This is a genomic window from Amycolatopsis sp. FDAARGOS 1241 (genome assembly GCF_016889705.1).
GTDB lineage: Bacteria > Actinomycetota > Actinomycetes > Mycobacteriales > Pseudonocardiaceae > Amycolatopsis.
The window spans coordinates 7,453,711-7,480,525 of sequence record NZ_CP069526.1 but is presented as its reverse complement, the minus strand read 5'-3'; the positions used below and the strand labels follow the sequence as shown (position 1 = coordinate 7,480,525).

21 protein-coding genes and 1 pseudogene are annotated in these 26,815 nt (G+C 70.6%); 12 read left to right on the top strand and 10 right to left on the bottom strand.

The genetic code is table 11. The features are described 5' to 3' along the window. Window positions 1-268: 268 nt before the first annotated feature. The 3 genes from I6J71_RS36360 to I6J71_RS36350 form a co-directional block, all read right to left on the bottom strand. Window positions 269-1,291: a polyprenyl synthetase family protein gene (locus tag I6J71_RS36360; RefSeq protein WP_204090999.1), complete on the bottom strand. Its 1,023-nt coding sequence runs from the start codon at window positions 1,289-1,291 to the stop codon at window positions 269-271. A 22-nt stretch (window positions 1,292-1,313) separates the two neighbouring features. Then, window positions 1,314-2,699, bottom strand: coding sequence for a family 2B encapsulin nanocompartment shell protein (locus I6J71_RS36355; RefSeq protein WP_204090998.1), 1,386 nt, complete (start codon window positions 2,697-2,699; stop codon window positions 1,314-1,316). A gap of 181 nt (window positions 2,700-2,880) precedes the next feature. Further along, complete coding sequence (locus I6J71_RS36350; RefSeq protein ID WP_239154106.1) at window positions 2,881-4,293, bottom strand: family 2B encapsulin nanocompartment shell protein; 1,413 nt, start codon at window positions 4,291-4,293, stop codon at window positions 2,881-2,883. A gap of 517 nt (window positions 4,294-4,810) precedes the next feature. On the opposite strand from I6J71_RS36350, the gene I6J71_RS36345 reads away from it, so the two are divergent. The 3 genes from I6J71_RS36345 to I6J71_RS36335 all read left to right on the top strand — a co-directional run bounded on the left by I6J71_RS36345 (window position 4,811) and on the right by I6J71_RS36335 (window position 8,452). Beyond that, on the top strand, window positions 4,811-5,572 hold the full coding sequence (locus I6J71_RS36345) for a DUF4239 domain-containing protein (RefSeq protein WP_204090996.1): 762 nt from the start codon (window positions 4,811-4,813) through the stop codon (window positions 5,570-5,572). A 32-nt stretch (window positions 5,573-5,604) separates the two neighbouring features. Further along, window positions 5,605-6,744: a DUF4394 domain-containing protein gene (locus I6J71_RS36340; protein WP_239154105.1), complete on the top strand. Its 1,140-nt coding sequence runs from the start codon at window positions 5,605-5,607 to the stop codon at window positions 6,742-6,744. A gap of 91 nt (window positions 6,745-6,835) precedes the next feature. Next, on the top strand, window positions 6,836-8,452 hold the full coding sequence (locus tag I6J71_RS36335; RefSeq protein WP_204090994.1) for an esterase-like activity of phytase family protein: 1,617 nt from the start codon (window positions 6,836-6,838) through the stop codon (window positions 8,450-8,452). 47 nt (window positions 8,453-8,499) lie between these two features. Here I6J71_RS36335 and I6J71_RS36330 read toward each other — a convergent pair whose 3' ends face one another. Continuing rightward, window positions 8,500-9,519: an autoinducer 2 ABC transporter substrate-binding protein gene (locus I6J71_RS36330; RefSeq protein ID WP_204090993.1), complete on the bottom strand. Its 1,020-nt coding sequence runs from the start codon at window positions 9,517-9,519 to the stop codon at window positions 8,500-8,502. A 343-nt stretch (window positions 9,520-9,862) separates the two neighbouring features. Between I6J71_RS36330 and I6J71_RS36325 the strand changes: the two genes are divergently transcribed. The 3 genes from I6J71_RS36325 to I6J71_RS36315 all read left to right on the top strand — a co-directional run bounded on the left by I6J71_RS36325 (window position 9,863) and on the right by I6J71_RS36315 (window position 13,093). Next, a complete protein-coding gene (locus tag I6J71_RS36325) occupies window positions 9,863-10,321 on the top strand; it encodes a DUF4396 domain-containing protein (RefSeq protein WP_204090992.1) in 459 nt (152 codons plus the stop codon). Window positions 10,322-10,512: 191 nt separating this feature from the next. Further along, window positions 10,513-11,739, top strand: coding sequence for a glycoside hydrolase family 88 protein (locus tag I6J71_RS36320; RefSeq protein WP_204090991.1), 1,227 nt, complete (start codon window positions 10,513-10,515; stop codon window positions 11,737-11,739). Window positions 11,740-11,782: 43 nt separating this feature from the next. Beyond that, entirely contained in the window at window positions 11,783-13,093 is a 1,311-nt protein-coding gene (locus I6J71_RS36315; RefSeq protein ID WP_204090990.1) for a serine hydrolase, read from the top strand. A gap of 30 nt (window positions 13,094-13,123) precedes the next feature. Here the strand turns inward: I6J71_RS36315 and I6J71_RS36310 are convergent, their stop codons facing one another. After that, entirely contained in the window at window positions 13,124-13,903 is a 780-nt protein-coding gene (locus I6J71_RS36310; protein ID WP_204090989.1) for a methyltransferase, read from the bottom strand. A gap of 45 nt (window positions 13,904-13,948) precedes the next feature. Between I6J71_RS36310 and I6J71_RS36305 the strand changes: the two genes are divergently transcribed. Next, on the top strand, window positions 13,949-14,509 hold the full coding sequence (locus tag I6J71_RS36305) for a TetR/AcrR family transcriptional regulator (RefSeq protein WP_204097404.1): 561 nt from the start codon (window positions 13,949-13,951) through the stop codon (window positions 14,507-14,509). Between the two features lie 184 nt (window positions 14,510-14,693). Here I6J71_RS36305 and I6J71_RS36300 read toward each other — a convergent pair whose 3' ends face one another. Together I6J71_RS36300 and I6J71_RS36295 are read right to left on the bottom strand one after the other, a co-directional pair. Beyond that, the gene (locus I6J71_RS36300) at window positions 14,694-15,815 is read right to left on the bottom strand and encodes a hypothetical protein (RefSeq protein WP_204090988.1); all 1,122 of its coding nucleotides are present in this window, start codon (window positions 15,813-15,815) and stop codon (window positions 14,694-14,696) included. Between the two features lie 90 nt (window positions 15,816-15,905). Then, window positions 15,906-18,911 (bottom strand): AfsR/SARP family transcriptional regulator, encoded by a 3,006-nt coding sequence (locus tag I6J71_RS36295; protein WP_204090987.1) that lies wholly within the window; start codon window positions 18,909-18,911, stop codon window positions 15,906-15,908. 102 nt (window positions 18,912-19,013) lie between these two features. Between I6J71_RS36295 and I6J71_RS36290 the strand changes: the two genes are divergently transcribed. The 3 genes from I6J71_RS36290 to I6J71_RS36280 all read left to right on the top strand — a co-directional run bounded on the left by I6J71_RS36290 (window position 19,014) and on the right by I6J71_RS36280 (window position 23,520). Then, complete coding sequence (locus I6J71_RS36290) at window positions 19,014-19,667, top strand: hypothetical protein (protein WP_204090986.1); 654 nt, start codon at window positions 19,014-19,016, stop codon at window positions 19,665-19,667. Between the two features lie 33 nt (window positions 19,668-19,700). Next, entirely contained in the window at window positions 19,701-21,254 is a 1,554-nt protein-coding gene (locus tag I6J71_RS36285; protein WP_204090985.1) for an alkaline phosphatase, read from the top strand. Between the two features lie 295 nt (window positions 21,255-21,549). Further along, complete coding sequence (locus I6J71_RS36280; RefSeq protein WP_204090984.1) at window positions 21,550-23,520, top strand: protease pro-enzyme activation domain-containing protein; 1,971 nt, start codon at window positions 21,550-21,552, stop codon at window positions 23,518-23,520. Here I6J71_RS36280 and I6J71_RS36275 read toward each other — a convergent pair. From I6J71_RS36275 to I6J71_RS36265, 3 genes are all read right to left on the bottom strand, one after another. Then, window positions 23,438-24,778 (bottom strand): MFS transporter, encoded by a 1,341-nt coding sequence (locus I6J71_RS36275; RefSeq protein ID WP_204090983.1) that lies wholly within the window; start codon window positions 24,776-24,778, stop codon window positions 23,438-23,440. The genes I6J71_RS36280 and I6J71_RS36275 overlap by 83 nt on opposite strands. 239 nt (window positions 24,779-25,017) lie before the next feature. After that, a complete protein-coding gene (locus tag I6J71_RS36270) occupies window positions 25,018-25,224 on the bottom strand; it encodes a hypothetical protein (protein ID WP_204090982.1) in 207 nt (68 codons plus the stop codon). Beyond that, window positions 25,221-25,484, bottom strand: a complete 264-nt coding sequence (locus I6J71_RS36265) for a hypothetical protein (RefSeq protein WP_204090981.1) — start codon at window positions 25,482-25,484, stop codon at window positions 25,221-25,223. Before I6J71_RS36265 ends, I6J71_RS36270 begins: the two co-directional genes overlap by 4 nt. A 56-nt stretch (window positions 25,485-25,540) precedes the next feature. On the opposite strand from I6J71_RS36265, the pseudogene I6J71_RS51345 reads away from it, so the two are divergent. Together I6J71_RS51345 and I6J71_RS36260 are read left to right on the top strand one after the other, a co-directional pair. Then, a pseudogene (locus I6J71_RS51345) lies at window positions 25,541-25,723 on the top strand (multiprotein-bridging factor 1 family protein); the annotation flags it as partial. Window positions 25,724-25,818: 95 nt separating this feature from the next. Continuing rightward, complete coding sequence (locus tag I6J71_RS36260; protein WP_239154104.1) at window positions 25,819-26,787, top strand: hypothetical protein; 969 nt, start codon at window positions 25,819-25,821, stop codon at window positions 26,785-26,787. Window positions 26,788-26,815 lie beyond the last annotated feature (28 nt).

Genomic DNA, 26,815 nt, shown 5'->3' with positions numbered 1-26,815 from the left:
GCCCCGGTGCCCCCGCCACCCACCTCGCCTACGCCACGCACCACCCACCGAGCCTCCCCGCACCGATCTGCAAAACCCACCGGTGCACCCAGCCCCCGCCCAGCACCTCGATCCCCGCCTCCGGTGACACTCAACGATCGGGGTGCCCCTCGCAACCACCCTGCGCGCAACGTTGCGCGCCAGCGCAACGAGTCGCAAGCATTCTCCCGCAACCGAATCCACGCGCCCATTGGCCAAGGCGCGAGACCACAACCGCCAACCCCACCCCTCAACGATCCCGACGCGTGATGTGCTCGGCAATCCCCCTCAACTCCGCCCCGGCCCTCCTCACCGGCGCCACTCCCTCCAGCGCCTCCAACGCACACCCGACCAACCGCGAAGCCTCCGAAGCACTCCACTCCCGCCCACCAGCCGACTCCACCAGCTCAGCCGCCCGCACCAGCTGGGCCTCGGACAACGGCTCCTGCTGCCGATACAACCCACCCAACTCCACCGCAGCCGCACCAGAAGCACCCAACGCGGCCACCACCGGCAACGACTTCTTCCGGCTCTGCAGATCCGAAAACACCGGCTTGCCCGTCACCGCCGGGTCACCCCAGATCCCCAGCAGATCGTCGACGTGCTGGAAAGCCAGCCCCAACGACTGACCGAACGCCCCCAGTCCCGCAACGTGCTCACCACGCCCACCCACCGCCAGCACACCGAGCGTGCAAGCCGCCGCCAGCAGCGCCCCGGTCTTGCCCTCCGCCATGCGAACGCACGACTCCCGATCGACCGACGGCCGCCGTTCGAACGCCAGATCCTCGCTCTGCCCGTGCAACAGGTGAAGCACCGCAGTGCTCAACACCCGAGCCGAAGTCGGACCGTCCACCGACAGCACGTCGAAAGCCAGCGCCAGCAAGGCATCGCCGGCCAGAATCGCCGGACTGGTCCCGAACACGGTCCACGCGCACGCCCGATGCCGCCGGGTTTCGTCGCCGTCCATGACGTCGTCGTGCAGCAACGAGAAGTTGTGCACCAACTCCACCGCCACGGCGGCCGCGACCGCGTCGGCCGGATCGCTGCCGGCGGCCTCCGCCGACAACAGCACCAACGCCGGCCGCAAAGCCTTGCCGCTCGGTACCGCGGCACCCGAGCCCGACCCGTCCCACCACCCGAAGTGGTAACCGGCGATGCGCCGCATCGATTCGGGCAGCCGGTCGACCGCCGCGCGCATCGCGGGCTCCCACAGCTCGCGGCTCCACGCCAGCACCTCCGGAACCGACCTCGCCCGCGTGTCCACTGTGGTCATACGTCCTCTCCGAAGGTGAGCCTCAGCGCCCGATCTCCACGTCGTCGAGCACACCCAGCGCGTCCGGCACCAGCACCGCGGCCGAGTGGTACGCGCTGACCAGGTACGACGTCACGGCCCGGTCGTTCACGCCCATGAACCGCACGTTCAGGCCCGGCTGGTACTCGTCCGGCAGCTCCGCCGGCCGCAGCCCGATCACGCCCGCGTCCTCCTCGCCCGTGCGCAGCACGAAGATCGACGTGGTGCCCCGCGGCGAGACCGGGGTCTTGTCGCACGGCAGCAGCGGCACGCCCCGCCACGTTGTCACGCGCCGGCCGTCGAGAACCGCGTTCGCCGGGTACAGCCCGCGCGCGGTGCACTCACGCCCGAACGCGGCGATCGCCTTGGGGTGGGCCAGGAAGAACCGCGACTTGCGCCGGCGGCACAGCAGCTCGTCGAGGTCGCCGGGCGTCGGCGGACCCGAGCGGGTGGTGATGCGCTGCCCGAGGTCCGCGTTGTGCAGCAGGCCGAAGTCCGTGCTGTTCACCAGCTCGTACTCCTGCCGCTCGCGCAACGCCTCCACGGTGAGCCGCAGCTGCTGCTCGAGCTGGTTCATCGGCTGGTTGTACAGGTCGGTCACGCGGTTGTGCGTGCGCAGGATCGTCTGCGCCACCGCGAGTTCGTACTCCCGCGGCGCCGGGTCGTAGTCCACGTACGTGCCCGGCAGCGCGACCTCGCCGTCGTGCCCGGCGGACAGGTCGATGTTCGCCTCACCGGATTTGTTGTGCGCCTTCGCCGGGTTCTGCAGCACGGACCGAATGTGCGAGCGCAGGCTTTCGACGCGCCCGTTGAGCCGCTCGAACGCGTCGGCCGGTAGCACGAGCACGACACATCGGGTCAGTGCCTTCGCGGTGAACTCCCAGGTCCCGGCGCCGCCGCCGAGCACCGAGCCGCCGAAGTGATCGCCCGCGGTGAGCGTGCCCAGGTGCGCGTCCTCGCCATAGGCGCCCGGCGCCGTCCGCGCCACCTTGCCGTGGGCCACCAGCACCACCGTGTCGAGCGGCGCGCCGGCCGTCACGACGGTGTCGCCCGGCTCGTACTCGCGCTGCTCGAACCGTTCGGCCAGTGCCGCGAGCGCGTCGGCGTCGCCGAACCCGCGCAGCAGCGGCAGTTCCGCCAGCTCCGCCGGCACGACGTGCACCTGCGCTCCGGTGTTGTAGAAGCTCACCCGGCCGTCGCCGAGCGTGTAGGTGAGCCGTCGGTTGACCCGGTACGAACCGGACGGCACCTCGACCCACGGCAGCTGCGACAACAGCCAGCGCGGGGTGATGCCGCGCATCTGCGGCAGCGACTTCGTGGTGGTGGCGAGCGTGCGGGCCGCGCGCGTGGACAGCGAAAGCGGCGCGCGCGGTTCTTCGGCGACGGTCATGCGGTTCCTCGCTTGTCAGGCTCGGGAGCGTCCGGGGTTCGCGCGTCCGCCGGTCTCGGCACGATCTTCAGCGCGCTCGTGCCGAGCCCCGTCGGCCCGAACGCCGACGGCGGCAGGGGCGCCGCGCAAGGCCCGGGAGCCCCCGCCTCGGGCGGCCGCGGCGGCGTGGCCGGCGCGGGCATCAGTCACCACGTCCGATCTCGGCGTTCTCCAGCACAGCCAGCGCGTCGGGCACCAGCACGGCGGCGGAGTAGTACGCGCTCACCAGGTACGACATGATCGCCTGCTCGCTGATGCCCATGAACCGCACGTTGAGGCCCGGCTGGTATTCGTCGGGCAGACCGGTCTGGTGCAGGCCCACGACGCCCTGCGCCTGCTCGCCCGTGCGCAGCAGCAGCACGGAGCTGGTCCGCGTGTCGGTGACCGGGATCTTGTTGCACGGGAGCACGGGCACCCCGCGCCACGCCGGCACCTGGTGCCCGCCGAGGTCCACGGCGTCGGGGTACACGCCGCGGCGGTTGCACTCGCGGCCGAACGCGGCGATCGTCTTCGGGTGGGCCAGGAAGACCGCGGGGTCCTTCCACACCAGGGAAAGCAGGTCGTCGAAGTCGTCCGGGGTCGGCGGCCCGGTGCGGGTCGACACGCGCTGCGCGTAGTCCGCGTTGTGCAGCAAGCCGAAGTCGCGGTTGTTGACCAGCTCGTGTTCCTGCCGCTCGCGCAGGGCTTCGACGGTCAGGCGCAGCTGTTGCTCGATCTGGTTCATCGGCTGGTTGTAGAGGTCCGCGACGCGCGAGTGCACCCGCAGCACGGTCTGCGCCACGCTCAGCTCGTACTCCCGCGGTGCGGAGTCGTAGTCCACGAAGGTGCCGGGCAGCTGCGGTTCGCCGTCGTGACCGGACGCGACGTCGATCGCCGCCTCACCGTGGTCGTTGGCCGGGCCCGCCGCGCCCTCGGCGACGGCCGCGACGTGCTCACGCAGCGAATCGGACCGCTCGAGCACGCCCTGGAACTCGCTGCGGGACAGGGAAAGCACGGTGCACGCGGTCACGGCTTTGGCCGTGTACTCCCAGATCCCGTCGGCCGTGGTGAGCACGGTGTCACCGAAGTAGTCGCCGTCGGCGAGGGTGCCGAGCACCGTCTGGTCGCCGTACGCGCCGGTGCCGACCTTGCTGATCTTGCCGTGCGCCACGAGGAAGACCTGGTCGGCCTGGTGACCGAACTCCACGAGCGCGTCGCCGGGTTCGAACTCGTGCTGCACGAACCGCCCGGCCAGCTCGGTCAGCACCTCCTCGTCGTCGTAGCCGCGCAGCGGGGGCAGCTCGCCCAGCTCCGGCGGGATCACCCGCACCTCGGCACCGGTGGTGGCGAACGTGACGCGGCCGTCGCCGACGGAGTAGCTCAGCCGGCGGTTCACGCGGTACGCCCCGCCCGAGACCTCGACCCACGGCAGCACCTTGAGCAGCCACCGCGTGGTGATGCCCTGCATCTGCGGAACGGACTTGGTCGTCGTCGCGAGCGTGCGGGCCGCGGCCCGGCCCAGGCTCAGTTGCGGTTGTTCCGGGTTCGCGGAGTCCACGGGGTCCGTGACGGTCACTGCGAAAACCACCCATCGTCGAATATCCAACGTGCGAAATAGGGTCCAGCACGAATGCAACATCGTTTGCTGCGTGAATTCATTTCAACGGCGCCGCGGGATTCAACATATCAAGCCGACCTGTGCGGACAACCCCACGATCGGGTCAGCAGACTCGATTCACCTGTTTGCCAGAAGGGGTAATCGGGCATTTCAGTTCCTGTTGTCAGACTGCCAGTTTCGAGATGATCTTCCGATGTCCGATTCCGGTCACCGTGGGTCGATGGCTGTCACCCGGTTGGGAGTTTCTGCGAGAGATCTACGGTGGTTCGCAGGTGACAGGCCTATTCAGAGCGGGTGTTCCAACGTTCAACTGCTCCGTTCCAGTGATCAGCAGGTCCCGCACACGGCCACTCGAATGAACCGAAGTGCTGTTGCTTGTCGCGCCGGAATCGCGTGACTAGCTTGAGCCGGGCCCGCGTCGGGAATTCGCCGAACAATGGTGAAACGCGCGGTGTTCAAGTGGGAAAGGGGTCGGATGAACGTCTACCTGACCGGGATCTTCTGGGTGGTCGGAGCGGCCGTGGTGGCCGCCGTGATCGGCTATCTGGTGCGGCGGTTCGGCTGGGACGAAGGTCGTCGTGACAACAACGACGCGGCCGGTCAGGTGTTCACCATCGTCGGCGGGCTCCACGCGGTGCTCGTCGCGTTCGTGCTGATCTCGCTGTTCGACACGGTCGGCACGGCACGCGACGGCTCCTACACCGAGGCCGACAGCCTCGTCGCGATGACGTGGGCCGCCGAAGCGCTGCCAGGCGACACCGGGCCGCGCGTGCAGCAGCTGGCCCAGGCGTACGCGAACACCGTGCAGCACCAGGAGTGGCCGCGGCTCGCCGACGACGGCGAGGTCCCGCAGACGGGCTGGACGCAGCTCGACCAGCTGCGCAAGACGATCGCCGCGGCGCCGGCCGGCAACGACTGGCAGAACGACCGCAAAACCGAGGCCGCCAACGACCTGTGGCAGGTCTACCAGGCCCGGCAGGCCCGGCTCACCGCCGCGGCCACCAGCGGCGTCGGCTCGGTCGTGTGGTTCGCGCTGATCCTCGGCAGCGTCATCTGCGTGCTGCTGCCGAACCTCTTCGGTGGCACGCGCATGGCGGCGCACCTGGTGATCGTGTCGACGCTGGCGGGCACGATCGCGCTGCTGGTCTACGCGATCTACCAGCTGCAGAACTCGTTCGCCGGCGGCGCGAGCATCCAGCCCGATGCGTTCACGTCGGCGTTGTCCCGGCTCGCCTGACCGCCGTGTGCCTTCCCCGGTTCGTTCCCGTGGTGGCGGCCGCGGTCGCCGTGTCGGCCCTGCTCGTCGTGTCGGGCTGGCTCGGGCCGCCCGGCCGCACGCGCGGGGCGGCACCCGCGTCGTGTCCCGTCCTGCAGGTCGAGAACCAGACCACGCACTCGTCCTCGATCGTGCGGCTCACGCTGCCCTCCGGTGAGCGCCGCGTGCTAGGCAGCGCCGGCTCTTCGATCAACGCGCTGGCCTATTCGGCGGAGCAAGGCGTGTCGTACGGCGTCACGGACAAGGCTCACGTCGTGCGCGTCGACAGTTCGGGCCGGGTGACGGACCTCGGCAGCCAGCGCGGCGCGGGCGTGACCGGCGCCGTCGGTGGTGCCATGGCCGCGAACACGTGGTACGTGCTGCGCGCCGACAACCTGTACACAGTGGACGCCGATCCGGCGAGTCGCGCGTACCTCGACGTCACCGGGCGCGTGCAGCTGCGGCCCGTCGTGCTGTCCGCCGGTGTCGACGACATCGCCTACAACCCCGCGAATGGCTTGTTGTACGGCGTTTCCGTCACCGCGGCCGGCCACGGTTCGGTGGTCACGATCAACCCGCGCGACGGCCGGGTGGCTGCCGTGCCTGGGCTGGAGTTCCCGCTCGCGACGTCGTACGGCTCGGTCGTGTTCGGACTGGATGGTGCGCTCTACGCGACCGCGAACAAGATCGGGCGCCGCAGCGTCACGTACCGGTTGCCCCGTAACGGAGCCGGGCCGGCCGTGGAGATCAGCACGGGTCCGGAGCTCGTCAGTTCGGACGCCGCCGGGTGCCTCGCCGTCGCGGCCCCACCGCCGCCACCACCGTCACTGCCACCACCGTCACTGCCACCACCGCCGTCTCCCACGCCGTCGCGGAGTTCCGTGATACCTGCGCCGTCGCAGGTGGTCGCGCCACCGCGCCAAGTGGCCGAACAACCGCCGTCCGTGAACCCGGCGCCGGTCTCGGCGCCGGCGGATCCTGTCGCGGCACCGGCTGCCGCGGCGCCGCCGGCGAACTTCCGTCCGGTCCCGACGGCCGGACCGGTGGCCGACGCCGGTGAGCGCGTCGAGAAACACCGCAGGTGGGGCCTCACCGCGCTGGTCCTCATCCTCGGCGGCGGCGCAGCCGCCGCGCATGTGAGGCGCGGCCGTTAACGCGGGCGTCGCCTCGATGACGGGCGTTGTCCAACTCCGGTAACCAGACTCGTCCTCCGGCGTCGGGTGACGCCGGAGGAGGAGAAAACGGATGAAGCGCGTGAGAATCGGGGTCGCCGCGGGGACCCTCGCCGTGGGGCTGGTGGCCACCGGCACGGCGTCGGCGCACGGCGGTGGCGACCCCGCGTTCGCCGCCCGCGATGACCACTACGGGACGCGAGCCGGCCAGCCGCTGCAGGTGCGCGGCGACGGGGTCCTCGGCAACGACGGGCGTGGCAGCGGCGACAGTGGCGCGATCGTCCGCCACACCGCGCCCGCGCACGGTTCCCTGACCCTCAACCCCGACGGGACGTTCCGCTACACGCCCGCCGCGGACTTCCACGGGCTCGACTCCTTCACCTACTCGGTGTCGGACGCGGTGCGGCTCTACCCGACCGACCTGCCCCCGCTCGCGACCATCGGCGGCGTGAAGATCACCGGTGGCGCCTACGGTTCCGCGCTCACGCCGGTGCCGGGTTCGCGCGACGAGTTCTACGGGCTCACCGACCGCGGGCCGAACGTCGACGCGCCGGACGGGGCCAAGGTCGAGCCGTTGCCGGCCTTCGACCCGGCCATCGGCAAATTCCGCCTCAAGGACGGCAAGGCCGTGCTGGAGAAGCGGATCCCGCTGCGTGCCGAAGACGGTTCGCCGTACAACGGCCAGGTCAGCACCGCCGCCGACACCGGCGAGACGATCGTGGGTCTCGACGGCAAGCCCTTGCCTGCCACGCCGAACGGCTACGACTCGGAGGGGCTGGTCGCCGAACGCGACGGCACGTTCTGGGTGTCCGATGAGTACGGTCCGTTCATCACGCACTTCCGCGCCGACGGCCGCGCGATCGAGCGGCTCTCGCCGTTCGACGGCACGCTGCCGCGTGAGCTGAAGTACCGCGTGCCGAACAAGGGCATGGAGGGCCTCGCGCTCACACCCGACGGCCGCACGCTCGTCGGGGTCATGCAGTCGGCGTTGCAGCAGCCGGACCTCACCAAGAAGCCCGGCAACGTGACCACGCTGCGGATCGTGACCGTCGACCTCAAGTCCCGCGCGACGCACGAGTACCTCTACTTGCTTGACGACCCGGACGACACCGGCACGGCCGTCAGCGAGATCACCGCGCTGTCGGCCACGAAGTTCCTGGTGGACGAACGCGACGGCGATTTCGAGCCGGGCGCGTTCAAGAAGCTCTACGAGATCGACCTGACGGGCGCTACGGACGTCGGCCCGAAGGCGAACGTTTCGGGTGCTTCGTACGACGCGGTCAAGGGCGGCCTGCTCGTCGGCGACGCCAAGCAGAGCATCGACGCCTACGTCGGCAAGGACACCACCGACGAAGCCACTGCCGCCCTCGCGAAGGCCGGCATCAAGCCGGTGTCGAAGAAGCTGTTCCTCGACCTCGGCGCGCTCGTGACCGGGTTCGACCCGACCGGCGGCTTCTTCGGCCACGACAAGGTGGAAGGCGTCGCGACCACCGACGGCGGCCGCACCGTGGTGGTCAGCAACGACAACGACTTCGGCATCGATGGCCTGACCGACACGGAGCCGCCGTACACGCTCCACGCCAAAACGCTCCCGAACGGGCAGCAGGACGACGGGGAGTACCTGAAGATCGACATGGCGAAGCTGCCCGCCCGCACCACGACGGCGACGGTCACGATCGACGTCCGCTGAGCGCTGTCCGAAAACGGCCGGGGTTCCCCGCGGGGCCCCGGCCGTGCTCAGTACTTGAACTGGTCGACGTTGTTCTGCGTGATCAGCAGCGGGTCACCGAGCAGCAGGGTCTTCGTGCGCTGGTCGTACTTCACCGCCGGCAGCTCGGGACTCACATCGTTGCTGGGGGAGAAGCCGCGGCCTTCGGTGAGCTGCTGCCCCGTCCACGCGGTGAGGTACCCCAGGGATTCGACGTTCCACAGCACCGAAGCCGAGCACGAACCGTCGAGCAGGTACGGCTTCATCGTCTGCGGCGTGCCCGTGCCGACGGTGTACACGCGGCCGATCTTCTGCTGGTCGCGCACGGCCTGCGCGACACCCGGCGCCGACGTGGTGCACTCGCCGATCAGGCCCGTGAGGTCCGGGTGGCGGTCGAGCACCTCCTTCGCGAGCTCGGTCGCGGTCGTCGTGTCTTCGCCGGCGTACACGGTTTCCACGATCTGCGCCTTCGGGTAGCGCCGCGCGGTGTAGGACTTCTCGACGTCGATCCACGCGTTGAGGTTCGCCGCGGTTTCACCACACGAAACGAGGGCGATCTTGCCGGCGCCGCCCGTCTTCGCCATGAGCGAGTCGACGAGCGCCGTGCCGATGCCTTCGGGGGAGGCCTGGTTCACGAACACCTCGCGCTGTGACTGCGACGCGTCGGTGTCGGTGGTGAGCACGTGGACGCCCCGGGCCCGCGCGTCGGCGATCGCGGGCGCGAGTGCGGCGGGATCGTTGGGCGCCACGGCGATCACGTTCACGTGCTGGGCGACGAGGTCGCGCACGATCGCGGCCTGGGCGGCCGGGTCGACCGTCGCGGGGCCCCTGGTGAGCCACTGCACGCCCAGCCGCTTGGCCGCTTCGACCCCGCCTGCGCTCATGGCGTCGAAGTACGCGATGCCGGCGACCTTGGGCACGAAGGCGATCTTGACGGGGGCGTCGTCCGTCGCCGTGGTGCGGAACTCCGACGAGCAGCTGCCGAGGCCCGTCACCGCGCTGAGCAGCAGTGCGACGCCCAGGACGAGCGTCTTGGACGGCCTTCGCATCCCCACCATTCCTTCGGTTTCCCGGTCTGCGCACCGCCGGCGACCTGGAGCGAACGTAAGGGAGACCGGTCACGGGGGTCAACCGGTTGTGTGCAAAGGGTTACTGAAGTGAGTTCAACCGGATGGCGCAGTAACGGGGTACCCGTTCGGGGTATTTAGCTAGGCTGATCACGAGATGCCCACCCCTCGGGTGCCGTCGAGGTGGCGCGAACTGAGGCGGTGCAGGGGAGTGCCACAGCCGGGAACGCGATGGCCCGGTAGGTCGTCGGCCCGCGTAGGCGGAGATCGCGTCGCTGAAGACGATGCTCGTCGGTTTATACCCTAAGGGGGTATGGTGAGCGCCATGACCGACCACCAGCACGGAGCACCCTGGTCCACCGCGATCCAGGCGACACTGCACTGCCTCACCGGGTGTGCCATCGGTGAGGTGCTCGGCATGGTTCTCGGCACCGCGTTCGGGCTGCACAACGCGGCCACGGTGGTGCTGTCGATCGTGCTCGCGTTCGTCTTCGGCTACGGCCTGACGATGCGTGGTGTCCTGAAGTCCGGCCTCGCGCTCGCCGCGGCGTTCAAGGTCGCGCTGGCCGCCGACACCGTGTCGATCGCGGTGATGGAGATCATCGACAACCTCGTGGTCGTGGTCATCCCGGGCGCGCTGGACGCCGGCTTGACGAGCGCGTTGTTCTGGCTGTCGCTGGCGTTCTCGCTCGCCGTCGCCTTCGTGGTCACGGTGCCGGTGAACAAGTGGATGATCGGCCGTGGCAAGGGGCACGCCGTCGTCCACGCGCACCACCACCACTGAGTGGTCCGGCCGGAGCGGTTCCGGTTCGCCGCCCGGGAGCCGCTCCTGCCGCGGAAATGCGAGTTCACATCCTTGAACAATTCACGGTTGTGAATGCTCGCTTCGGCGGGTGTACAAGGTCAGGACGGTCGTGTAAAACTCAGTCGACCTTCCGGTTATGCATTTCCCCACTTGTGAAATGGCGGGCACTCGTGAGCGTTTCCCGGCGTACTCTGCTGACCACGGCGGCCGGTGCCGCGGTGGCGGCGACGGCCACCAGCACCATTCCGGCGGCAGCCTCCGACCAGGGCGTCTCCGGTCAAACCGCGGTGTTCCGCTCAGCGGCAGACTACGCGGTGAAGAAGCTGCGCGCGGTCGCGCCGGGCGTCACCGCGTTTCCGACGGGGACCAAGTTCGAGAAATGGGCCTTTTCCCAGAATGGTGACTGGGTCGGCGGATTCTGGCCCGGCACGCTCTGGATGGCGCACCTCTACACGGGCGACTCGCAATTCAGCGACCTCGCTCTCGCGTCGGCCGACAAACTCGCTCCGCGCCAGAACGACACCTCCACCCACGACCTCGGGTTTCTCTTCTACCCGTCGTGGGTCACCGCCTGGCGCCTCACCGGCGACGACAAGTGGCGCGCCGGCGCGCTGCAGGCCGCGGCGTCGCTGATCAAGCGCTACAACGCGAAGGGCCACTTCATCCGGGCCTGGGGTGCGCTGACCGACCCGAAGGACGCGGGCCGGATCATCATGGACACGATCATGAACCTCGACCTGCTCGACTTCGCGACTCGGCAGACGGGTGAGCGCCAGTACCTCGACATCGCCGTGGAGCACGCCAAAACGGCCCAGCGCGTGTTCGTGCGCCCCGACGGGTCCACGCCCCACGTCTTCGACTTCGACCCGGCCACCGGCGCCGAACTCGGCCCCGGCACGGTGCAGGGCTACAGCGCGAGTTCGTGCTGGTCGCGTGGCCAGTCGTGGGGCATCTACGGCTTCACCACCATGTACCGCCGCACCGGCGACCGATCGTTCCTGACCACCGCGCGGCGCCTGTCGGACTTCGCACTCGGGGCTCTGACGCCGGACAACGTGCCGGTGTGGGACTACCTGGCCCCACAGGCGCCGAACGACATCAAGGACGCGTCCGCCGGCGTGGTGATGGCGTGCGGGCTTCTGGACCTGGCCGAGGTTTCGGGCCAGCCGCACTACCGGGTCGCGGGCCTGCGCCTGTTGGAGGCGACGGCCCGGACTTGCCTGACCACCCGCTCGACCCGGGCCGACGCGGTGGTCGCCCGCTGCACGCGCAACCGGCCCGCCGAGGACGGGGTCGAGATTTCGTTGCCGTATGCGGATTACTACCTGCTGGAAGGGATTCTCCGGGTGCTGAAGCCGCGGGAACTGGACCGGGCGATCGACCTGTCGAGCTGCTGATCTCGAGCACTCGCCCCCGGTTTGCTTGCCCTAGGCTGGTGAGGTGGGGTGGCAGCTGCGCGAGCTCATCGCGAAGTACGACGTACCGGGTGCACAGGTCGCGGTGCTGGCCGGCGGGCAAATCCAGGACGAAGCCGCGGGAGTGCTGAGCCTGCACACCCGGGTCGAGACCACGACCAACTCGGTGTTCAAGATCGGCTCGATCACCAAGATCTGGACGGCCACGCTGATCCAGCACCTGGTGAACGACGGTGTCCTGGACCTCGACCGTCCCGTTCGCGACTACCTGCCCGGCTTCCGGTTGAGCGACGCGGCCGCGACGGAATCCCTGACCACCCGCCACCTGCTCACCCACACCGGCGGAATCGATGGCAACCACGTCCCCGACACCGGTCGCAACGATGACGCGATCGAGAAGTTCGTCGCCACCCTCGCCGATGCCGAGCACCTTCTCCCGCCGGGCACCCTCTTCTCCTACTCCAACAGCGGGTACGTGGTGCTCGGCCGGCTCGTGGAGGTGCTGCGCGGCAAGCCCTTCCACGACGTGCTGCGCGAGCGCCTCGTGACGCCACTGGGCCTGCCCACCGTCGCCACCACCACGTACGAGGCGATCCTGCACCGGGCGGCGGTCGGCCATGTCGAGACCGGCGGGGCACTCGTGCCCACGAAGAGCTGGGCGGTCCGCTATTTCTCCACGCCCAGTGGCTCCCATCTCGCGATGAGCGCACGCGACCTGCTGGAGTTCGTCCGCCTGCACCTCGACGACCGCGCGCTCGCGGCACTGCGCGAACCCCAGCTCGAACCCGTCCCGGACTTCGGCGGCGGCATCCTCGGCTGGGGGCTCGGCTGGATGCGCTACCGGGACGGCGTCGTCGGCCACACCGGTGTCTCCAGGGGACAGAAGGCGTTCCTGCGCGTCGCTCCGTCGGCCGGCGTGGCGGTGGCTGTGCTGACCAACAGTTCGGGTGCCGAGCCGCTGGCCCACGAGATCTTCGGCGCAGTGCTCAGGGATCTGGCCGGCGTCGAGACGGCGCCGCTGCCGGCGCCGCCCGCGAATCCGGCCCCCATCGACGTGGACCGCATGTGCGGCACCTACCGCACCACCCAGTACGACCTCACGCTCACCGTTGAGAACGACCACGCGTTCCTCACCCGACGCCCCCGCGCCGAACGCGCGAAGTCCTTCCTCGGCAAGCCCGACGACCGCGTCGAGGTCGTCCGCCTCGGCGACAGCGCGATCATCACCGCCGCACCGAAGGCCAACGGCCACCAGGTCCTGTCCCTGGTCGGCGCCGACCGGCACGGCCGCGCCCGCTTTCTGCACAACGGCGCGGCCGCCTGCCGGATCGCCTGATGGTCGCCGCCGACGCCATCCGGGCCGGACTCAGGATTCCTTGCGTCCCACCAAGTGGAAGATCCGGCTGAGCTGCCGGTACGGGTCGCGGCGGCCCGCCTCCAGTTCCACGGCCGCCGCTGCGGCGACCTGGGCGGTGTTGTCCGGGTCGAGGTCGGCGCCGCTGAGGTCGAGCCAGTCGACGAAGTGCCAGACGCCGTACCACTCGAGTGGGGAGACGCCGCGGCCGGTCAGTTCGGCGCTGAGGTCTTCGACGGTGTCGCTGCGGGTGGGGAGGCCGAGGACGCCGATCTCGCTCGTCGCGTCGAAGGAGGCGAGGGCATCGGCCCAGCGGCGTTCCAGGGCGGGGCGCACGGCGGACGCGTGAGCGTTGCCGGCCATGATCGAGACGAGGCCGCCGGGCGCGGCGCAGGCGCAGAGCTGGTCGAGCACCTCGGCAGGGTCCTCCAGGTAACCCAGCACGCCGTGGCACAGGACGGCGTCGAACACGCCGGAAACCGCCGTCGACGCGTGTTCGCCGTCCGCCTGCACGAACGTCACGCGGTCCTGCAACGCGGCCGGCAGCCGTTCGCGTGCCTTGTTCAGCATGCCCGCCGACGGGTCGAGCAGCGTCACGTCGTATCCCGCCTGGGCCAGCGGGAACGACTGGTGCCCCGCGCCGCCGCCGACGTCCAGGATCGTGGCCGGCGGAGCGGGCAGGTGGTCGAGCAGCTGCTGGTGGATCACGTACGTCCGCACGCGCCCCTTCACGGTGGCGTACGCGCCGTCCGCGAATCTGTCGGCCAAGCCGGCCCAGGTGTCATCGGCCATGCCCCGAAGTTAGCAGTTAGTCACTGATAACTTGGGCACGTGAGGATGAGCGGGTCGGAACGGCGGGCCCAGGTCCTGTCCATCGCCGCGGGTGAGTTCGGCGAGCACGGGCTCCACGGCGCGTCGGTCGAGGCGATCGCGCACGAGGCGGGCATCACCCAGGCCTACGTGTTCCGGATGTTCGGCACGAAGAAGGCCCTGTTCCTGGAGCTGGTCGGCGCGGCGTTCGACCGCTTCAGCGAGGGCATGGCCGAAGCCGCGGCGGACACCAGCGGCCGCGAAGCGCTGACCCGCATGGGCGCCCGCTACTACGAGTCCCTCGCGGACCGCACCACGCTCAAACTGCAGCTGCAGGGCTTCGCCGCCTGCGGCGACGACGAGGTGCGCGAACTGGTTCGCGCCCGCGTCGCCCGCATGTGGGACACGGTCGCGGACACGACGGGCCTCGACGCGGTGACGGTCAAGTCGTTCCTCGCCTTCGGCGCGCTCCTCAACGGCGCCGCCGCGCTCGGAGCCGACGAGGTGGCTGCGCCATGGGCCGAGGGGGTGCGCACGCGGATCCGGCCGGGATTGTTCGAGCACATCACGGCCGACACGAACCGCTGACTCAGCACGCCGGCACGCTGCCGGTCACACAGGCGAGCTTGGACGTCGGTGTCGCCGAAGAGCGGGGCTGACGGCGCGCGCGCCCGCTGCCTCACCATCCCGGCGCTTCGCTGGGCCGCACCCGATGGCGCCGCGCGCTCCGGGCCGACGATCGAGCACATCACGCCCGACACGAACCGCTGACTCAGCACGGCGGCACGTCGCCCGTGGTCTGAACCCACGCCTCCGCCACGTATTCGCCCGGGCCCAGCCGGTCCCAGCGTGCGCTGCCGTCGACGGCCTCGCCGGGCACCCAGCACTCGAGGGGCACGCGGGCGTGGTTCGCCGCCAGTCCCGTGACCGCGGCCGACGTGCTCGCGCTCGCGCGCAGGTTCAGCGGCGCGCCCGCCGTGGTCACCGCTCCCCAGCCCTCCGCCGTGCCTGTCCACAGGAAGGTCACGTCCACCCACGAACTCCCGGTCAGCCCGAGGCCGTCCCACAGGACGCCATCGGCGAGGTCGATGCCGGCCGGGTTCTTGACGACGCGACCGCGCGCGTCCTTGCCGCCGTTGAAGCCGTCCTGGAAGGCCGCCTGCGCCTCGGGGGTGCCTTGGGGCAGGGTCGGGAACGTGGCTCGCGAAGCCGGCGGGTTCCAGTAGTCGTCGTGCGTGTTCCACGGGCCGACTTCCCACACGGGCGCGTACTCGCAGCGGGTGCCGTCGGTGCGGCAGACCTTCGCCGTGTACGTGCCGCTTCCCTTGGGCGACACGGACTTCGTCGACGGGAACGACACGAAGTGGTCCCGGCTCGCGATCACGTGCCCGTTGGAGGTCGTGCTGCCGACGAGGCCCTCGCGCGTCGCGTAGATCCGGTACGTCGAGGGCGCGGTGTCCACAGCGGACCGCGCCGCGCCGGGGACCGCCGACAGCGTCACGCTCCGCACGACCGGCGCCACCCCACGCACCGAAGAGGACAGGGAAACCCGCGCCTGGACCAGGTCGACCGCGAACGGGAACGCCCCGTTCGTCCACTCCGTCCAGTTCCCGGCCGCGTCCTCGCCGCGGACGTCGACCTCCACCGCCGTGCCGAGCGGCTCGTCCGCCGCCACGCGCGCGATCACCCGACCGGCCGGAACGGGCACGGCAAAGGTCGGGCTGACCAGACTCCCGGCGGACGCGGGGTTCGGATCCCGCAACGTCAGTCCGTCGCCGGTCCACAAGACGTTGACGTCGTCGCCGTCCACCGTGGACAGATCCACCCGCCACGAACCGGGCGGCGCCGGCGCCACCGTCAACGCCAAGACAACAGCCGCGACGAGCCGCACCATCCGCGTTTCCTCCCACGACAAAGGGTCCCGCCGGAATCTTCGGCCCGGCAGGACCCTTCGCGGTGGCAAGCGGCGCCGCGCGGATGGGGGTCAGGCTGACACGATCCGTGGTCCCTCACCCGTGGAGTCCGCGGACTCCAGCCTCGTCTCCAGCGCCGACTGCTGCGGCCGCGCCGAGAGCTCTCGCCAGATCGCCAGCGCCCGCTCCGAGTACGTGCGCGACCGCTCCGGCTGGCTGAGCGCGGAGTGCAGCTCGCCCAGCAGCTGCGACACCTCGGCCTCCGACCGGCGGTCGCCGTTGCGGCGGTGCACGCTCAGTGAGTTGACCAGCAGCAGCTGCGCGTGTGCGAAGTCGCCGCTGGCCAGGCAGAGCTCACCGAGGTTCTGGTTGGCGTACCCGACGCAGTGGTCGTCGCCCAGGTCGGTGAACACGGCGATCGCGCGCGTCACGTGCTCGCGCGCCGGCCCGAGGTTGCCCTCGTGCTGGTGCAGCAGCCCGAGCCGCTGCAGCGCGTGGGCTTCGCGGTGCCGGTCGCCGATGGCCGCGGCCAGCTCGAGCGCGTCGGTGAACCACCGCTTGGCCGGCGCGTAGCACTTCTGCGCCATCCACACCGCGCCCACGGCGATCCGGACCACCGCCTCACCGTGCGGATCACCGGCCTCGGCGAAGAGCTCCGATGCCTCGTGGCAGCGCTTGAGCGCGAGGTCGTTGTCACCCTGGATCCGCAGGATCGTGCCGAGCCCGGCCAGCGCGACGCCGGTGCCCTGCGCGTCGCCGACCCGCTCGTAGAGCTCACGTGCCGCGTCGAACGCCACGAACGCCTCGGCGTAGCTGTCCTGGTACAGGTGGATCTGCCCCAGGTTGCGCTGGATGATCGCCTCGCCGCGCACGGCCCCCGCGCGCCGGGCCGCCGCGAGCGCCACCGCGTGGGTGGCGTGCCAGTCGTCCTGGTGCCCGCGCAGGTCGAAGTACGGCGTGAACGCGGCCGTGAGCTGCCAGGCCAGGTCGTCGAGCCCCCGCTGCGCGGCCAGCGTCACCGCGGCGACGCCCGAGTGGCGCTCCGCGGCGAACCACGCGGCCGGGTCGGCCAGCAGCTCGTCGGTCCCGTCCGGCGGTTCCGGATACGGCACGGCGTGGTCGCGGTACTGCCCGAAGAAGTGGATCGGCATCCGCTCGGCCGCCGCGACGGCCAGCCCGAGGTACCCCTCGAGCACCCGTCGCGCCGCCTGCTTCGTCTTCCCTGGCGCGTCCCGCTCCGCCAGCTCCGCCGCGTACACACGCAGCAGGTCGTGGAGCCGGTAACGGGGCTGGCCGGTGGCGTCGGACGCGACGAGCTCCACGAGGTGGGCGTCGACCAGCACGTCGAGCACGTCGTCGGCCGAGGGCCGGCCCAGCATCGCGGCGACCACCCACGCCGGGAACTGCACGGGCCCCAGCGCCCCGAGCCAGCGGAATGCCGCGGCCGCCGACATCGGCAGCAGGTCGTAGGACAGCGTCACGCTGGCCCGCACGGCGAGGTCGCCGACGCGCAGCTCGTCGAGCCGGCGCCTCTCGTCGTGCAGCCGGTCGGCCAGGATCCGCAGCGACCAGCTCGGCCGGTTGGTCAGCTTCGCCCCGGCCACGCGGATCGCGAGCGGCAGGTGCCCGCACTGGCGCAGGATCGCCGCCGCGTTGTCGGGTTCGGCCGCCACGCGCTCCGCGCCGACGATGCCCTCCAGCAGCCGCGCCGCCTCCGGCTCGGGCAGGAGGTCGACGTCCACCGGCGCCGCTCCGTCGAGGTCGGGCAGGCGCACACGGCTGGTCACGAGCACCGCGCACGCGCCCGTGCCCGGCAGCAGCGGACGCACCTGCGCCGCGCTGCCGGCGTCGTCGAGCACCACGCACATGCGCTTGCCGGCCAGGCGCGAACGCAGCAGCGCCGAGCGTTCCGGCAGGTCGCGCGGCAGCCCGGCATCCGGGATGCCGAGGGCGCGCAACAACTCGGCCAGCACACCCATCGGCGCCCGCGGCGACGACGACGTGCCGGCGAGGTCGACGTGGAGCTGGCCGTCGCCGAACGCGTCGCGTACCGCGTGGGCCACCCGCACCGCGATCGCGGACTTGCCGACGCCCGGCGCGCCGGACAACACGACCACCGTCGGCTTGCCCGTCTCGCCGTGCTCGCGCAGCCGCGTGACCAGCTGTTCGACCACGTCGTCGCGGCCGGTGAAGTCCGGCAGGTCCAGTGGCAGCTGGCAGATCGGCAGGTCAGCCGCCGGGCGGAGGGCGGGCAAGTCGACGGGCACGACCGGCACGGCGGTCTCGGGCGCCACGAGCGTCGCCCGCAGCTCCCGCAGCCGGGCGCCGGGTCGGGCGCCGAGTTCCTCTTCGAGCGTGCGTTCGGCCAGCTCGTAGGCCTCGACGGCCTCGGCGATCCGGCCGCCGTCGCGCAACGCCGTGACGAGCTGCTGCCACAGCTGTTCACGCAGCGGGTGCTCGGTGACGAGGCCGCGCAGCTCGGCGATCGCCTCGCCGCGGCGGCCCAGCTCGAGCCGCGCTTTCAGCCGCTGTTCCTGCACTGCCAGCCGCAGCTCGGTCAGCCGCGCGATCGCGGCACCCCAGCTGTGGTCGTGCGGCAGGCCTTCGAGCACTTCGCCGCGCCAGAGCGCGTCGGCTTTGTCGAGCAGCGCGAGCGCCGATTCCGCGTCGCCGCGTTCGAACGCATTCCGCGCTTCGGCGGCGTGTTTGCCGAAAACGACGTGATCGAGTTCTTCGTCTGCGGCCGAGAGCAGGCATCCCGACGCGCGGCTGCTGATTCGGTCGCCCAGCTCGGGCGCCGAGTCCGCGAGCCGCCGGCGGAGGGAATGGACGTAGGTGCGGATGTTGGCTGCCGCGGAACGAGGTGCTGCGCTCGGCCAGAGAACTTCGACCAGCACTTCGGTGGACACCACGACATTCGGCTGGAAAGCCAGCGCGGCCAGCAGCAACCTCGGCTTCGGCCCGCCCAGCGGGACGGCCCGGCCTTCAGCGACGACCTCCAGCGGCCCGAGAATCCGGAACGCGAGCGAAGTCAACAATTTACCCGCCTGAGCGGCAAGGTCCCCATGACCGGGCATGCTAGGAGCGTCCGTGGCACTTAGCTAGATCCATTCGGCCGCTGAACGCCCCTGAAATGCGTTTTGTACGGGTCGTGTACAACGCCTCGACACGCTACGGCCATGAAGCGTTCGAAGCTCCGGCGCCTCGCCGGTTTCGGGGTCGTCCTGGCCGCGGTGGGCGGGTTCGCGCTCACCGCGGCGGTGCCCGCGTCCGCCACTGTCCCCGGCAAGGTGCAGACCGCCGGTGACCCGCTGAACGTCCGCCGCGCGCCCAACACCGCGGCCACGTCGGTAAAAACGGTCGCGAACGGTGCCACCGTGAACATCGAGTGCCAGACCACGGGCAACTCCGCGGCCGGACCGCTCGGCACCACCACGATCTGGGACTACGTGCCCGCCCTCGGCGGGTACGTGTCCGACGGCTACGTGCAGACCGGGTCCGACGGCCGCGTCGCCCCCGATTGCGGCACCGGCACGGGCAGCGCGCAGTGCGCCGCGTCGTGCGCCGCCGAAGGGGTGTTCCGCTCGGCCGACGCGCATTTCGTCGCCTACGACACCAACGCCGACGGCAGTTCCGGGGTCGTGCAGTACTGGCTCGCCGACGGCTCGGGTCCCTACTACGTCTGGGCTTCCGGCGGCAACGGCACATCGGTGGACCAGGCCGCGCCCGTCGCGAAGGGCAAGTGGGTGTTCTACAAGGTCTGCACGGGCCACCACACGTCGCCGCCGACCTTCGCCGGGTGCAGCGCCGGCCTCACCGACTTCGCAGCCTGACACAACCCCTGTTCTCCAGAAAGGAACCCTGCCATGGGCCAGGTGAACCGGCGCTCGGTGCTGCTGGGCGGACTCGCCGCCGTGACCGCCGCCGCGACCACGAGCGCGTTGCCCTCGTGGGCCACCGCGCGCACCTCGATCGCCGCACCGCCGATCCACGACCCGTTCCAGCTCGGTGTCGCCTCGGGCGACCCGCTGCCGGACAGCGTCGTGCTGTGGACGCGGCTCGCGCCCGCGCCGCTCAACGCCGACGGGTTCGGCGGCATGCCGGACGCGACGTACGCCGTGGACTGGGAGATCGCGAACGACGAAGCGTTCTCCTCGATCGTCCAGAGCGGATCGGCCAGCGCGGTGCGCGCTTCGGCGCACAGTGTCCACATCGAACCGACGGGCCTCGAGCCGGCCCGCGACTACTTCTACCGCTTCAAGGCCGGTGGGTACATTTCGCCGGTCGGGCGCACGCGCACGGCGCCGGCCGCCGGCGCGGCCGTGAACCGGCTGAAGTACTGCTTCACCTCCTGCCAGCACTGGGAAGAGGGCTGGTACCACTCGTACAAGGGCGTGGTGCGCGACGACCCGGACCTCGTGCTGTTCCTCGGCGACTACATCTACGAAAAGCCTTCCGGGCGCAAGAAAGCGGAGCTCAACCCGCGCAAGCTCGCCGTGCCTTCGGACACCACCACGCTCGCGCTCTACCGCGCGCGCCACGGCCAGCACAAGACCGATGTGGACCTCCAGGCCGCGCACGCGCTGGCCCCCTGGATGGTCGTGTTCGACGACCACGAGGTGATGAACAACTGGAACAGCACCACGAGCCCCGCCTCGACCGCGCGCAAGGGCTACGGGTTCCAGGCGTTCTACGAGCACATGCCGATCCGGTCCACGGCCAAGCCCAACGGCGCGTCGATCCAGCTGTACCGCCAGTTCCTGTGGGGCAACCTGGCGCGTTTCCACATGATGGACACGCGCCAGTTCCGCAGCGCGCAGGTCAGCGGCACGGCGTGCGGGCCCTACCGCGACACGTCGCGCACCATCACCGGCACGGCGCAGGAGCAGTGGCTGCTCAAGGCGTTCGAGTCGCACCCGGCCACGTGGGACTTCCTGGGTCAGCAGGTGTTCTTCGCGCAGCGCGACGGCGACGGGAGCTCGGCCACGTGCGAGAGCCCGGATTCGTGGAACGGCTACGAGGCCTCGCGCGACCGCATCACGCAGGGCTGGATCGACCGCGGGGTGCCCAACCCGGTCGTGCTCACCGGTGATGTGCACCGCCACTGGGCGGCCGACCTGCGCAAGGACTACTTCGACCACAGCGATCCGATCGTCGGCTCGGAGCTGGTGACCACTTCGGTCACGTCCAACAGCGACGACGCGGCGCCGCCGAGCGCCGCGTGGCTCGCGAACAACCCGCACATCAAGTACTGCAAGGGCGAACGCGGGTACGTGCGGGTCACCGCGACGCCGGCGCAGCTGCTGGCGGACTTCGTGGTCGTGTCGGACACGAGTGTCAACGACCCGGCGAAGCTCGTGATCAACGCGGACAAGAGCTTCGTGGTCAACGCGGGTTCGAAGGGCCTGCAGGCGGTCTGATCATCCGGGCGGCCGAAGCACCAGACGGAAGTAGGTGGTGCTCGGCCGCCCGGCGTGCTCCGTGTTACCGTTCGGCGGAACACGAAAACCGGACTTTCCTCGTATCTCCCGCCATTCCACTCGGGACAGTGCGGACGAATCGGACTTCTCCTTGTCCTGCCGCCGAAGATCGATCCGGCGGGCGAGATAACGGTTGCGAACCGGCGTGGCCGGCGCTTCCCCGGCGGCGGGTGCGGACCTAGTCTCAGGCCGGACGTTCGCGGCCTGGGGTCCGCGATTCACGAGGGAGTTGCCTGTGCGAAGAAGTCTCACCGTGTTCCTTTCGCTGGCGGTGGCGGGTGGTCTCGCGGCCACCACGCCGGCGGTGGCGTCGGCCCAGGGGCGGGCCGACATCCCCCAGTCGCACCCGCTCTGGGCGAACCCCGGGGCCAAGGTCGCCGACACCGCGCCGGCCTCTCAGCTGGATTTCCGCGTGTACCTGAACCAGCGGGACGAAGCCGGCGCCGAAGCCGCGGCCGCGGCCGTGTCGAACCCGCAGTCGAAGAGTTACAAGCAGTACCTGTCGCCGGAGCAGGTGCGCGACCGCTACGCCGCGTCGGACCAGACGGTGGCGGCGGTGAAGAACTGGCTCTCGGGCGCCGGGTTCAAGATCGGTGACGTGCCGTCGAACCGCGCGTACGTCGAGGCCACCGGCTCGGCCGACCAGGTCCAGCGGGCGTTCGACGTCACGCTCGGCAAGTACTCGGTGAAGGGCCAGACGCTGCGCGCGGCGGACAAGGACCTGTCCGTGCCCGCGTCGGTGGCCGCCGACGTGCTCGGCGTGGTCGGTGTCGACCAGGCCACGAACCTGCTGAAGCCGGACCACACCGACGGAGCCGACTCGCGGACCGCCGAGTCGTCCGGCCCGCAGACCGCGCCGCCCGGACCCGGCTTCCGCAACTCCGGTCCGTGCAGCGCCTACTACGGCGAGAAGACCGACACCACCGACCCGGCGTACAACGGCAAGCAGTTGCCGTACGCGCCGTGCGGCTACACGCCGGCGCAGCTGCGTTCTGCCTACGGCGTCGACCAGGCCGCCAAGCTGGGCGCCGACGGCAGTGGCACCACGATCGCGATCGTGGATGCCTTCGCGTCGCCGACCATCTACGCCGACGCGTCCGAGTACGCCAAGCGCAACGACCCGGCGCACCCGCTGAAGCAGTCGCAGTTCAGCCAGCACGTCTTCCCGGCGAACCCGGCTCTCGAGCCGCCGGACCAGTGCGACGCTTCGGGCTGGTACGGCGAGGAGACCCTCGACGTCGAGGCCGCGCACGGCCTGGCGCCCGGTGCGGACATCCTCTACGTCGGCGGCTCCGACTGCGAGGACCTGTCACTGGACACCGCGCTGAACTACGTCGTCGCGGGCCACAAGGCCGACATCGTGTCGAACTCCTACGGCGACACGGGCGAGGACCTGCCGGCGAGCGAGATCAAGGCGTTCAACCAGATCGCGGAGCAGGCGGCGCTCGAGGGCATCGGCGTCTACTTCTCCTCCGGCGACAACGGTGACGAGGCCGCGCGCCTCGGCACGCCTTCGCCCGACTTCGCCGCTTCGTCGCCGTGGGTGACCGCGGTGGGCGGCACCTCGCTGGCGGTGGACAAGAAGGGCCAGCGGATCTTCGAGACGGGCTGGGAGACCGGCAAGTCGACGCTGACCAACGGCGCGTACGCCCCGGCGTTCCCGGGTGCGTTCAACGGTGGCGCCGGCGGTGGCACGAGCCGCGTGTTCGGCCAGCCCTTCTACCAGAAGGGGGTCGTGCCGGACGCGCTGTCCACGAAGAACCAGAAGGGCAACAAGAAGGGCCGCGTCGTCCCGGACATCTCCGCGGTCGCCGACCCGAACACCGGCATGCTGGTGGGCCAGACGCAGCGTTTCCCCGACGGCGACTACTACGACCAGTACCGCATCGGCGGCACCAGTCTCGCGTCGCCGGTCTTCGCCGGCGTGATGGCCGTGGCCGACTCGCTCGACCACTTCCACCACGGCTTCATCAACCCCGCGCTGTACCAGCTCACGTCGCGCACCTCGGTGATCTACGACGTGAAGCACGTGGACGGTGCCGTGGAGCGCGTGGACTTCGCCAACAGCGTCGACGCGTCGGGTGGGCTGCTCACGTCGGCCCGCACGTTCGACTACCCCAACCTCACGATCCACACGACCGAGGGCTACGACGACGTGACCGGCCTCGGTTCGCCGAACGGCCTGCCGTTCCTGCTGCTCGTGTGATCCGCCACTGAGGGTCGGAGCAGGCCCCCTCCCCGTCACGGCAGGGAGGGGGCCTGCTTCGTGTCGTGGCGCATGCTCCGCACAGCCGGCGACAGCAGCGGGACGAGCGCGGCCGTCGCGAGGAGCACGCCGCCGGCGGTGGCCACGGGACCCGCGCCGAAGGCCGAGGCCAGGGGCCCCGCGGAGAGCTGGCCGAGGGGAATGCCCACGTAGGAACCGAAGTCGTCGTAGGAAGCCATGCGCGACAGCAGGTGCTCGGGATGTTTTCGTGCATCGTGGTGTCCCAGGCGACGTTGGCGACGCCGCTGCCGACGCCCGCGATGAGCGCCGCCGCGGCGAGCGCGGGGAAGCCGGGGTGGGTGCCGAGCACGAGCAACGGCGTAGCCCCGAGCGCGGCGCACAGTTGGCCCAGCGACAGCATCCGCCTGATTGCGACGCGGTACATCAGGACACCCGTGATCAGCACGCCCCCGGCCCGCACGCTGAGCACCACATCCCACGACGCCTCGCCCACTGTGTCGCGCGCGATGATCGGGCCGAGCACCTGCCACACGCCCGTCTGCGCGATGTTGACCACCGTGTAGGCGGCCACGATCTGCCACAGCCACGGGATGCGGCGGAAGTGGCGCCAGCCCTCGCGGATGCCGCGCACCACCGACTCCCGGGCGGCGGCGGGCGCGGGTGGCAGCTTCAACGCACTGAGCAGCGCACCGGCGACCAGGAACGACACCCCGTCGGCCGCGATCGCCCAGCCGCCGCTCGTCGTCACCACCAGCACCCCGGCGAGCGACGGGCCCGTCACCTTGGCCACGTTGCGCGCCGTGGCCAGCAGCGAGTTCGCCTGCCGCAGGCTCGCGCGCTCCACGAGCTGCGGCACGATCCCGCGCAGCGCCGGCGTGGTGAACGCGGTGAGGACGCCGTTGAGGAACTCCGTCGCGATGAGCGCCGGGAGCGAGTAGTCACCGGTGAGCAGGATCCCGGCCGCGACCAGTTGTGTCACGCCGCTGCCGAGGTTCGCGGCGCGCAGGACGAGTGCCCGCGGGAACCGATCGGCCACCGACCCACCCACCAGCAGGAGGGCGAGCATGGGCACCATGTTGGCCGCGAGGACCACGCCCAGGTCACCGGTGGTGCGGCTGCTGTCGAGCACCGCAAAGGCGAGCGCCACGGGGGTCATGGAGCTGCCCAGCAGCGAGACCAGCCGAGCGGTGAAGAACAGCGTGAACCGCCGGTGGCGCAACGGCCGTGGAACCCCCATCCGGTGATCTTGGCAGGGCAGGGGGCGGCCGGGGAAGTTGTTTACGGCCGGGGGGTCCACAAAGGACTTCGGCGGTTTCGGCACCTCCGCGCCGCTGCGCCGGTCAATGCTCGAGATGCCCGGTCTGCCGAAGGATGGCAGTGATGAAGTCGTGGCCGATTTCCCGGGATTGGTCCGCCCGGCCGCGAATGGTTCGTGGGCCGGGTCCTCGGTTTGCTCGATAACCCGGTCACGCTCCGTCACTCGTCGCCGCAGGCGTTGGGGCACGGCAGCTCGATCGTGCCCGGTTCGGACAGGTCGGCGGCGGGCTGTTCCCAGGAGAGCACCCGACTGCCGGAGGACAGCTCGCACGAAGTCGTGGACATCGCCGACGCGATCACGACGCCGGTCTCAGGGTCGGTGACCGTCTCGCCGCCGTCGTCGCGGATCCACCAGCCCACCGTCATCGCCTCCGGAAGCACAGCCGGCCCTCCCGCGGACGGTCGCGGTCGCCGCCGTGCTCGTCGGACAGCTCCGAACGGAACACCCAGCGCGCGGGGATCACGCGCCCACGGGTGCACTGCGGTTCCAGCACGTCGTGAACCGGGTCGTCGACCTCGGCCCGGCGGAACAGGTGGTTGCGGGCTTCCTCCGCCCAGAAGTGCACGGCGTACGCCGCTTCTTCGATCTCGTCTGCGGGCAGCGTGCCCGCAATCTGCGCCGTCATCGTGCACCGTCCACACGCGTTGTAGCTGATAGTTACTGCCGAGAGGCTAAAAGTGATTGGTTTGCTGGAGGGACACCGAAGGGACACCAGGCGGACGGCAGGAGCACCATGCGCGTGCCCGATCTTCCGGGGACAGCGTCGCCGATCGGCTCAAAGCAGCTCGCAAGCTGAAGGGGCTGAGCCAGCTCCAGCTCGCACGGCGCGCCAACCTCTCGCAGTCGCTGGTCAAGAAGGTGGCGCAGGGCAGCAAGCCGCCGAGCGCCGCGTTCGTGGCGGGAGCGGCCCGAGTGCTCGGGATCAGGTCGCCACGCTGTACGGCACCCGGGAAAACGAGGTGCTCGACGAGCCGAGCGCGGAGTCAGCCGGTGTCGCCGAGCTGCGCAGTGCGCTCGACGCCTACGACGACCCCCGGCCTGAGGGGGACCCGCTCACCCTCGACACCATCGCCGGACGCCTCACGAAAACCTCGGCGAAGGCTCTCTTGCTGCGCAACGCCGACGTGCTCGCCGAGCTGCCCCCTCTGCTGCACCACCTGTACGTTCTGGCCGACGAGCGGGGCCACGCCGGGGAGCAGGCGCGCGCGTTCCTGCACGACGCCTACCGGATGGCGGCGACCGTCGCCGGGCGGTTTCGGCAGGCTGACCTCGCTGCGATCGCGTCCGAGCGCCACATCCAGCTCGCGCCGGCCACCGGCGACCCGCTGCGCATCGCGATCAGCGCGTACCACCGCAGCACGCGCTACCTCCAGCACGGCGATTACCGCAACGGGCTGCGGCTTCTCGACCGTGCGCGCCGGCACGTCGCCGCCGGGCCGGCCGACCGCGCCATCGCGATCCAGCTCGATCTGCGCTCGGCGATCCTCGCCGCGCGCGCCGGCGACCCGAACGAGGCCGACGGGTATTTGTCCGAGCCGCGTGCGTTCGCCGACGAATTCCACCCGCCTGAGACGCCCTATTACAACGTGGACGCGAGCGTGACGAACATAGTCGTCCACTGGTTCGCGGCGCCCGTCGAGAACTACGACGCCACCGAAGCCGTGCGCCGCGCCGAGTCGGTGACCGTGGTGGATCCCGGTCGTCCGGAGCGCGTCGGGCACCACCACATCGACATGGCGCGGGCGTGGCTGCTGCACGGCAACCGGGAAAGGGCGCTCGCCGAGTTGACCGCGGCGCGGAAGGTCGCGCCGAACGCCACTCGCCACCACCCGTCGGTCACCGAGACCGTGCGTGCGCCGGCCGCCGCCGAGCGGCGCGTCACCGGCTCGCTGGCCGGGTTCGCGCCGTGGGCAGGCATCCGGCTGTGAGCGCAACGACGCCACCGCCGCCGGCGCG

Excerpts from the sequence above, each read along its gene's own strand:
- I6J71_RS36360 (WP_204090999.1), bottom strand. The coding sequence starts at position 1,291 with ATGACCACAGTGGACACGCGGGCGAGGTCGGTTCCGGAGGTGCTGGCG.
- I6J71_RS36355 (WP_204090998.1), bottom strand. The coding sequence starts at position 2,699 with ATGACCGTCGCCGAAGAACCGCGCGCGCCGCTTTCGCTGTCCACGCGC.
- I6J71_RS36345 (WP_204090996.1), top strand. The coding sequence starts at position 4,811 with ATGAACGTCTACCTGACCGGGATCTTCTGGGTGGTCGGAGCGGCCGTG.
- I6J71_RS36335 (WP_204090994.1), top strand. The coding sequence starts at position 6,836 with ATGAAGCGCGTGAGAATCGGGGTCGCCGCGGGGACCCTCGCCGTGGGG.
- I6J71_RS36330 (WP_204090993.1), bottom strand. The coding sequence starts at position 9,519 with ATGCGAAGGCCGTCCAAGACGCTCGTCCTGGGCGTCGCACTGCTGCTC.
- I6J71_RS36325 (WP_204090992.1), top strand. The coding sequence starts at position 9,863 with ATGACCGACCACCAGCACGGAGCACCCTGGTCCACCGCGATCCAGGCG.
- I6J71_RS36310 (WP_204090989.1), bottom strand. The coding sequence starts at position 13,903 with ATGGCCGATGACACCTGGGCCGGCTTGGCCGACAGATTCGCGGACGGC.
- I6J71_RS36305 (WP_204097404.1), top strand. The coding sequence starts at position 13,949 with ATGAGCGGGTCGGAACGGCGGGCCCAGGTCCTGTCCATCGCCGCGGGT.
- I6J71_RS36300 (WP_204090988.1), bottom strand. The coding sequence starts at position 15,815 with ATGGTGCGGCTCGTCGCGGCTGTTGTCTTGGCGTTGACGGTGGCGCCG.
- I6J71_RS36295 (WP_204090987.1), bottom strand. The coding sequence starts at position 18,911 with ATGCCCGGTCATGGGGACCTTGCCGCTCAGGCGGGTAAATTGTTGACT.
- I6J71_RS36290 (WP_204090986.1), top strand. The coding sequence starts at position 19,014 with ATGAAGCGTTCGAAGCTCCGGCGCCTCGCCGGTTTCGGGGTCGTCCTG.
- I6J71_RS36285 (WP_204090985.1), top strand. The coding sequence starts at position 19,701 with ATGGGCCAGGTGAACCGGCGCTCGGTGCTGCTGGGCGGACTCGCCGCC.
- I6J71_RS36275 (WP_204090983.1), bottom strand. The coding sequence starts at position 24,778 with ATGGGGGTTCCACGGCCGTTGCGCCACCGGCGGTTCACGCTGTTCTTC.
- I6J71_RS36270 (WP_204090982.1), bottom strand. The coding sequence starts at position 25,224 with ATGACGGTGGGCTGGTGGATCCGCGACGACGGCGGCGAGACGGTCACC.
- I6J71_RS36265 (WP_204090981.1), bottom strand. The coding sequence starts at position 25,484 with ATGACGGCGCAGATTGCGGGCACGCTGCCCGCAGACGAGATCGAAGAA.